This window comes from Vibrio makurazakiensis, from assembly GCF_050337375.1.
Taxonomy (GTDB): Bacteria; Pseudomonadota; Gammaproteobacteria; order Enterobacterales; family Vibrionaceae; genus Vibrio; species Vibrio makurazakiensis.
The window spans coordinates 1-7,146 of sequence record NZ_JAKJSW010000208.1 but is presented as its reverse complement, the minus strand read 5'-3'; the positions used below and the strand labels follow the sequence as shown (position 1 = coordinate 7,146).

Genomic DNA, 7,146 nt, shown 5'->3' with positions numbered 1-7,146 from the left:
ATTATGGTGATAGTTTTTCCCTATTAAATAAAGAGAAATAACCAATTTTATAACTATTGGTTGGGGCGCTATTCTCGCTCGCAACAGGAGAATTGACTATGAAAAATAAACAGGCACTGGTTGTTGAGGGTGGCGCAATGCGTGGGGTGTTCGCAAGTGGTGTATTAGATGCATTTCTTGAACAAGAGCATCAACCTTATGGAGCTGCATTCGGCGTTTCTGCTGGCGCGAGCAATCTAATTGGTTACCTCGCTAATCAACCAAAACGTAGCATTGACGTTATTACCAAGATGGCTACGACCAAAGAGTTCTTCAACATCAAGCGTGCTATTTCCGGTGGCAATCTTGCAGACGTTAAATGGTTATGGGAACAATCAAAAGCTCAATACCCAATTGATAATAAAGAGCTGTACTCATCAATGCCTTTTTATGTAGCAGTGACGAATATTCACAATGGGCAGGCTGAATACCATCGCATCACACCTATAAATGTCGATCGTGTTATGGAAGCTACCGCAGCACTGCCAATGATTTACAAAGATACGCCATGCTTTGACAATAGTTGCTATACCGACGGTGGTGTGGCCGATTCAATACCTGTTATGGAGGCCTATCGTCAAGGCTATCGAGATATAACGGTTGTTTTATCAAGGCCTTTAAATTTTGAAATGAAACCGGTGAAATATCCCCGTTTAGTAAAAGCATTGTTTTCCAAGAACCCTAGTTTAGTGCAGGCAATGTTGTTGAGAGAGAAAAAATATAATGCGTCAATTGAGTTTATTCGCAATCCTCCACCTGGTACTAAGGTAAGAGTGATCGCGCCACCATCGACGTACGCTGTAAAAAGATTAACGATGGACAAAGATATCTTATGGCAAGGTTATGAAATGGGCGTCGAAGAGGGCAATAAGCATTTGTTGGCGTTAAAAAACTTATCTGGCTTAACCAGCGATAATTGCCACTTTTGTTATTAGGTGAAGTTGAAAAGTATTGTGGAATTAAATAACCATAATGATTGGCTTTTAATGCTCTATGCCTTTTGCTTAGTTATCTCTACTATGCACTCAACGCTATCGCTTAACGAGGAATATCGAAATGGCTCACCAAATCATTACAGACCTAAACAACCGTTATACTGCTAAAAAATACGATGCGACTAAACGCATTTCATCTGATGATATGGAAATCATTAAAGAAGCTATTCGTCTCTCGGCTTCGTCGATTAACTCACAACCATGGAAGTTCATTGTTATCGAAAGTGATGAAGCAAAGCAGCGCTTCCACGATACCTTTGAAAATATGCACCAGTTTAATCAGCCTCATGCTAAAACGGCTTCTCATACAATTCTTTTGGCACATGATCCAAAGTTCACAAAAGAGAAGTTCGCAAAACGTGTTGATGCAGAAGTAACTTCAGGCCACTTGCCTGCAGATATGTACGACATGTTTATGGGTGCTTACGCATTTGCCGATGCAAATACCGATGAATCTGGTTTTAACGGCAACTGGACTAAGTCTCAGGTATATATTGCACTAGGTAACTTACTGCACACTGTTGCTCGCCTAGGTATCGATTCAACTCCGWTGGAAGGCATTGATGCTGCTTTGATTGGTGAAGCATTTAAAGAAGAGCTTGATGGTCATGTATGTGACGTTGCTTTAGCAATTGGCTACCACCAAGATGGTGAAGACTACAACCACGGTCYTCCAAAGGCTCGCCTAGCAATGGATGATGTAATTTCAGTACTTTAGGTTTGAAGTTATTTTCGGGGAAATGACGAAATGCCTAGCGATTTGCTAGGCATTTTTGTATTTAAACTTATGTATCGCTGAATATAGATGATGAGCGAAACTCCGTTCGGAATCTAAGCTAGTTTGTTTCCGAGAGGTAAACTAGCCATCTTGGTGGTGTACCTATATAAGCTTGAACCTCATCGACGAATAACTTCGCCAGTTTCGTATGCTTCCTATGAGGATAAACCGCATAAATGGCGGTGTCTCTTGTCGATACTTCATGTTCGGGAAGCAGCAAAGTTAGGCCTAATTCATCTAATGGTCGATGTAGGTTTGATAGCTCAATGAGCGCATAGCCTAACCCGTCTCGTACGGCGCTTATAGTCGTTCTCACATCACTAACTTTGTAGTTTCCCTTCATCTTATACGTTGTTTTATCAGGGCTGCCGACAGTGTTGCTAATGGTTAATTGGTCTATCGTCATATCACCATTGGTATAAAGTACAGAGGGTAGTGCAATCAAATCTTGGGGTGTGGTTGGTCTTCCGTGTTCTTTAATGAAATCATTCGAAGCGATGAGTATGAAGTTGGTATCTGCAATTTTTTTTGCAATTAGATTAGAGTCTTCCAACTTACTAAGACGAAATGCTAAGTCGATATTTTCTGAAATTATGTCGTTTTTCTTATCTGATAGAACATGAACTATTTGCACATCAGGATAAGTTTTCATGAATTTAGATATAACTGGCTGCAAATAACCATGACCAAAGTAAATAGGCGACGTAATGCGTAGAACGCCTTTGGGTTCAGATTGGTAAGAGTCAGCAATAAATTGAATGTGATTGATGGTGTCTTTGAGCTTAATGGCTTGCTCAAGAATTTCTTCGCCCGCCGTTGTTAGTGAAAAGGAGCGAGTAGAACGATTCAAGAGTTGAACGCCAAGGTCGCGCTCCAGCTTTTTTACCTGTTTAGATAACGCAGAATTATCCATGTTATGCAGCGCTGCCGCTTTAGTAAACGAGCCTTGTTGAACTACATCCAAAAATAACATGAGTTGATTTGTATTCGACATTACCTTTCCTTTTTACTGTTAATCACAACGCTCTTAATTACGAAAACTTGCTTGGGTTAGAAGCGCAACAATTCCATTCTTAAGTGAGTTTCGTCTTCATAGGCGACAATGGCTTGAAAGTGGTCGCTGCTATCAATAATTGCTGAAAATTGCTCTTTAAGTTCAGAATCCCCAATGAAGAGTAGTTGAGTAGAGTGGAACATGTGACCATCTTCATCAAAGCTCGATGAGAGACTTTCGTCCACAACACAAATCAATACTTTTCCATAGCGAACGTTTAGGTCGATATCCATAGCTTTAGAATATTGAACCTTAGTCTTAAGCGAAGTTTCAACCATAGAAATTAGATTAACAAAGCGATGTAAATCCGTAGAGCAACTTTGGAGTAGACCCACGTGTTCATTTGTTATCAAGGCTTCAAAGTTATTGTTTGCCTGACGACCTGCCAATAACCAGCCTTTCGTCGTTTTCTTTACGGCGCGAAAGCGATGGCTTTTTGTTATTCGTTTGAAGTATTGGACGAGTAGCTGATTCTTTTCTACAACACTTAGGTGACGTTCAAGCTTTTTAAATTCGAGGTGTAATAGGGCGTTGGTACAGATATCTAAGAGTAATTGTGATGGGTGCATTAAAGTTTCATTTTACGGCTGGTTACCGAAATAATACCCACCTTGGTTGCTATGGGTCAATTGTAGTTTGACTGTTACGAGAGTAAATTTCTTATTACAAACTAAGGTGCCGTAGCTAGCCCTGATTATTATGCAGTAATAAACAGAGCCAACATACGAGTTAGAGCCTAGTGACTTGCTTCAAGCTGACTAACTTTTTGATTTAGAGTAAAAGAAAACTAACCAAGTAACGATGGCCCAACCGATAACTTGAGCCCACATCAGAGACCATAAATCAGCGATATCACTCCAACTTGCTCCCATTTGATTCGTCGCTAGGAAAGCTTGGATAGCTGGCGTACTTGGGAATATTTTTGAAACCATAACTAACGGTTCCGGAATCATTTGAACTGGCCAAATGAACCCAGCTAAGAAAATTAGCGGCATTGAGCTTACAAGTACGACAACGGTGACTAACTCTCTTCTTGGTAATAGCTGACCTAAAACAGCTCCAATTAAACAACCAGACAGCAAAAATGGAAACAGCAAAGCAAGTAGTACACCCATTGAGGCCAAACGGTTGATGCCATACATCTCGAAGCTAGCACCAAAGTAATACATGGCGAGCACGTAATAAATACCCAATAAAACCAAGACTCTTACGCTTAATAAGAACGATGGCGGGATTTCATTCCAGTAGCCACGAGAATGCTTTTGTGTGTTACCGACCAATCCCATCGCCATGATTAGGGTTTGTTGAAGAATAAGAACGAATACGGCAGGAACCACGTAGTCGACATAGCCCATCCTGCTGTTGAAAGTGGGTTTCATATTGGCAGTAAAAGCACTGAATTGATGGGATGCTGTTGATAGCGGGCTGCCTTCAGATACAAGGTGAGCTACCTTTGCTTCTGCGGCAAGTGTTCCACCAGCTCTAGCTAACCCTTCAACAACAGTACCGTAAACCAGAAAGTATGAAGCATCCCCTGCATAAGACAGTGTCGGTGCTTTTCCCAATAATAAATCTTTGTAAAAGTCCTCGGGAATAACCAGAAACCCGCCAATATCTTGATTGATCAATGCGCTTTTTGCTTGAGCGATAGTGTGGTCACGCTGAATTACGTGAATTTGCGGCGTTGCATCAACCATACGTTCAAGCTGTAAACTTGTTTGGCTGTTGTCCAAATTGATGATTGAAATTGGTAACTCTTGAGATACCTGATTCGCGTAAGGAAGAGGGTAAAGGAATGAATAAAATAAAACGCCACCAAACACGGTTAAGTTGACGACCGGATTCGTTAAAATAGCGAGCAATTCGAGTTTGATTAAGGTGAAGAAAGATAACTTATTCATACGTTACGCTCCGTATCCAGTTTAATGTGCTTTTTGACGAGTATCAGCACTAAAACAGCAGGAATAAGGTAGCCAACCATAGGTAACATTTGAGCGAGTGATACAATGGGAGTTACGCCGTAACTTGATTGTTGAACTTGAACTTCGATATAGTGACTTATCGGAAGCAAACTACGCCAAAGTTGTGCGAGTTCATTCATCTGGCTAACAGGAAAAGTGATTCCCATAAAAGCGAAACTAGGTGCCGTAAAAGCGCCAGCGAAACTCATCGCCCTAGCTGGATCAAGCGTTAGGAAGAAGAAAAAGCACCCCATCACCATACATGCTATTGCTGCTACGAACTGAGCAAAAATAAGCGTAATCAAGCTACCATTCATTGGCCACTGTAGGATTACGTAAAACCAAACTAAAAAGCCAAAACCCACCAAACAAAAGAAGGCGAGGTAAGGGAGTAAGGTTTGAACTAAAGTTTTAATCGGGTTGGTTTGCAACCATGGTTTCAATTGGAAGTGCTTTAAATTGGCACTTAAAACTAAAATAGTGCAAGTCACTACCATTATTTGCCATAAGGCAGGGACGACAGCAGAAATAAGGAACTGGGCGTAACTGGTGTTTTTATTAAATAGCGGGGTAATTTGAGTTTGAACTGACACTGCGCGACCAAGTGCAGACTGAGTTGTGGTGTTACCTTGGGTTAGGCCTTTCATCACTTCTAGCTCAGCGCCAAATGTACCTTGAACTTGTAAAACTGCCGAGTGAAATAACTTACCAATCAAAATGAATTGGCTGTTATAGAAAGCTGAAACCTGCGGATTAGATTGCTGATAAATACCTTTATCAAACCCTTTTGGAATAACGATATATCCATAGATCTTCTGTTTGATCATCGCCTGCTTGGCTTGACTGACATCAGCGTAATCAGCGAAGACTTCAAGAGTAGGAGATGCATCAAAACGTTGTGATAACGTATGTGACAACTGGCTATGTTCTAAATCGACAATGCCGATGGGTAAGTCGCGAGCAATACCCTGAGAAAAGATTCCCCAGATACTGATCGCTAACAAAAGAGGAAGCCAGGTTAAACAAGATAAAAGCCACTTATCTTGTTTAACGAGCTGCCACTGAGTTTTTACCAATGAACCGAAAGGCTTTGGCTTAAACGTTCTCGAACTAGAAAGTATTGAACTCATTAATATTTCCTATAGCTCGACAACCAAGCTCATCCCCATACGCAGTTTATCTTTGGCTTGAGTAGAATCGCTAAATTGGGTAGGACGAGCTTCTACTTCAAATGTTCTAAGATCAAACCCTTGCGCCGCATCTGTTGAACGCCAAGTCGCAAAGTCGCCCATAACAGCGATATGAGTGACTTTGAATTCCAGTGTTTTATCTAATGCTGGTAAGTAAGCATTAAAGGTAGAGCCTTTTTCAAAGTGCTTTAAAAGATCTTCGCGAACGTTTAAAACCGCCCATGAATCTTGTGTGTCGATAACGGTAACCACTGGGAAGCCTTGTGGTGCAAGCTCTCCGCTATTTAGTAGAACCTGTGAAACTTCACCGTCAAACCAACTCGATATTTGAGTGTCAGCGGCATAAGCTTCCACTTCCGCAACTGCGCCTGCTGCCATTAGAGCCTTCTGAGCTGCTGCAAGCTTGGTCTCGTCTCGAACGCCTTCTTTGGCAAGTTGATACATTTGAAACGCTGCACTTTCCGTATATTTTGCAGCTTGCCACTGAGTTTTTGCTTCGTCGCGTTTTTGTTCTGCAACGACACCGTCGCTATACAAATTGTTGACGCGTTGGTATGTTTTTTCCATTAAATCCGCAGCAGCTTTGGCTTTTTTCCATTGATCTTTTGCAGCTTGAATTTGTTGAACACGAGCCCCYTTTTCTGCTTCTTGAGCAAGTGCACCAGCGGCTTTTTGGCCTGCAATCGCTTGTTCTAACTTTGCATCAATTTCTGGGCTATGTAGAGTAAAAACGAGATCGCCTTTTTCAATTGTGTCCCCCTTACCTACTAGAACTTGGTCAATGCGTCCCGGCRCCTTTGAAGAGATACTGTATTGTTGAGCGTCTATTTGCCCCTGTAATTTAATTGGCTGAGGCTGATAGGCGTGATAAAAACTGTAACCGACCCAACCAATTACGCCGATTGCTAATGCTGAAAGTACGACAGGCTTGATGGATTTCATGATGGGTCCTTTGGCGTTTGTTGTGATGGTAAAGCGGCGATAGAGTTGTGTTTGTAGCTAGAAAAGGTGTCCATTTCATTACTCAACGCGAGCAGTTTGTTGAGCGAAATTAGGTATTGAAAACGGGCAACTGACTGCTGAGTTTTGATACTTGCTAAGTACAGTTCTGCATCAACTACCTCTAACG

At 41.6% G+C, this 7,146-nt stretch carries 7 protein-coding genes and 1 pseudogene; 2 read left to right on the top strand and 6 right to left on the bottom strand.

The genetic code is table 11. The features are described from left to right. The first annotated feature begins 98 nt into the window (after positions 1-98). Together L4C33_RS17940 and L4C33_RS17935 are read left to right on the top strand one after the other, a co-directional pair. Positions 99-974, top strand: coding sequence for a patatin-like phospholipase family protein (locus L4C33_RS17940; RefSeq protein WP_428813778.1), 876 nt, complete (start codon positions 99-101; stop codon positions 972-974). Between the two features lie 121 nt (positions 975-1,095). Continuing rightward, a complete protein-coding gene (locus L4C33_RS17935; RefSeq protein ID WP_428813777.1) occupies positions 1,096-1,752 on the top strand; it encodes an NAD(P)H-dependent oxidoreductase in 657 nt (218 codons plus the stop codon). A gap of 118 nt (positions 1,753-1,870) precedes the next feature. On the opposite strand, the gene L4C33_RS17930 is transcribed toward L4C33_RS17935, so the two are convergent. The 6 genes and pseudogenes from L4C33_RS17930 to L4C33_RS17905 all read right to left on the bottom strand — a co-directional run. Continuing rightward, on the bottom strand, positions 1,871-2,806 hold the full coding sequence (locus tag L4C33_RS17930; RefSeq protein ID WP_428813776.1) for a LysR family transcriptional regulator: 936 nt from the start codon (positions 2,804-2,806) through the stop codon (positions 1,871-1,873). 56 nt (positions 2,807-2,862) lie between these two features. Further along, positions 2,863-3,435 (bottom strand): DUF2913 family protein, encoded by a 573-nt coding sequence (locus tag L4C33_RS17925; RefSeq protein WP_428813775.1) that lies wholly within the window; start codon positions 3,433-3,435, stop codon positions 2,863-2,865. Positions 3,436-3,624: 189 nt separating this feature from the next. Next, positions 3,625-4,767 (bottom strand): ABC transporter permease, encoded by a 1,143-nt coding sequence (locus L4C33_RS17920; RefSeq protein WP_428813774.1) that lies wholly within the window; start codon positions 4,765-4,767, stop codon positions 3,625-3,627. Continuing rightward, entirely contained in the window at positions 4,764-5,957 is a 1,194-nt protein-coding gene (locus tag L4C33_RS17915; protein ID WP_428813773.1) for an ABC transporter permease, read from the bottom strand. The genes L4C33_RS17920 and L4C33_RS17915 overlap by 4 nt, the downstream gene beginning before the upstream one ends. 9 nt (positions 5,958-5,966) lie before the next feature. Further along, a complete protein-coding gene (locus tag L4C33_RS17910; protein ID WP_428813772.1) occupies positions 5,967-6,959 on the bottom strand; it encodes an HlyD family secretion protein in 993 nt (330 codons plus the stop codon). Beyond that, a pseudogene (locus L4C33_RS17905) lies at positions 6,956-7,146 on the bottom strand (TolC family protein); the annotation flags it as partial. The pseudogene L4C33_RS17905 and the gene L4C33_RS17910, both read right to left, overlap by 4 nt.

Coding starts and splice junctions, on each gene's coding strand:
- L4C33_RS17915 (WP_428813773.1), bottom strand. CDS start 5,957: ATGAGTTCAATACTTTCTAGTTCGAGAACGTTTAAGCCAAAGCCTTTC.
- L4C33_RS17925 (WP_428813775.1), bottom strand. CDS start 3,435: ATGCACCCATCACAATTACTCTTAGATATCTGTACCAACGCCCTATTA.
- L4C33_RS17920 (WP_428813774.1), bottom strand. CDS start 4,767: ATGAATAAGTTATCTTTCTTCACCTTAATCAAACTCGAATTGCTCGCT.
- L4C33_RS17940 (WP_428813778.1), top strand. CDS start 99: ATGAAAAATAAACAGGCACTGGTTGTTGAGGGTGGCGCAATGCGTGGG.
- L4C33_RS17930 (WP_428813776.1), bottom strand. CDS start 2,806: ATGTCGAATACAAATCAACTCATGTTATTTTTGGATGTAGTTCAACAA.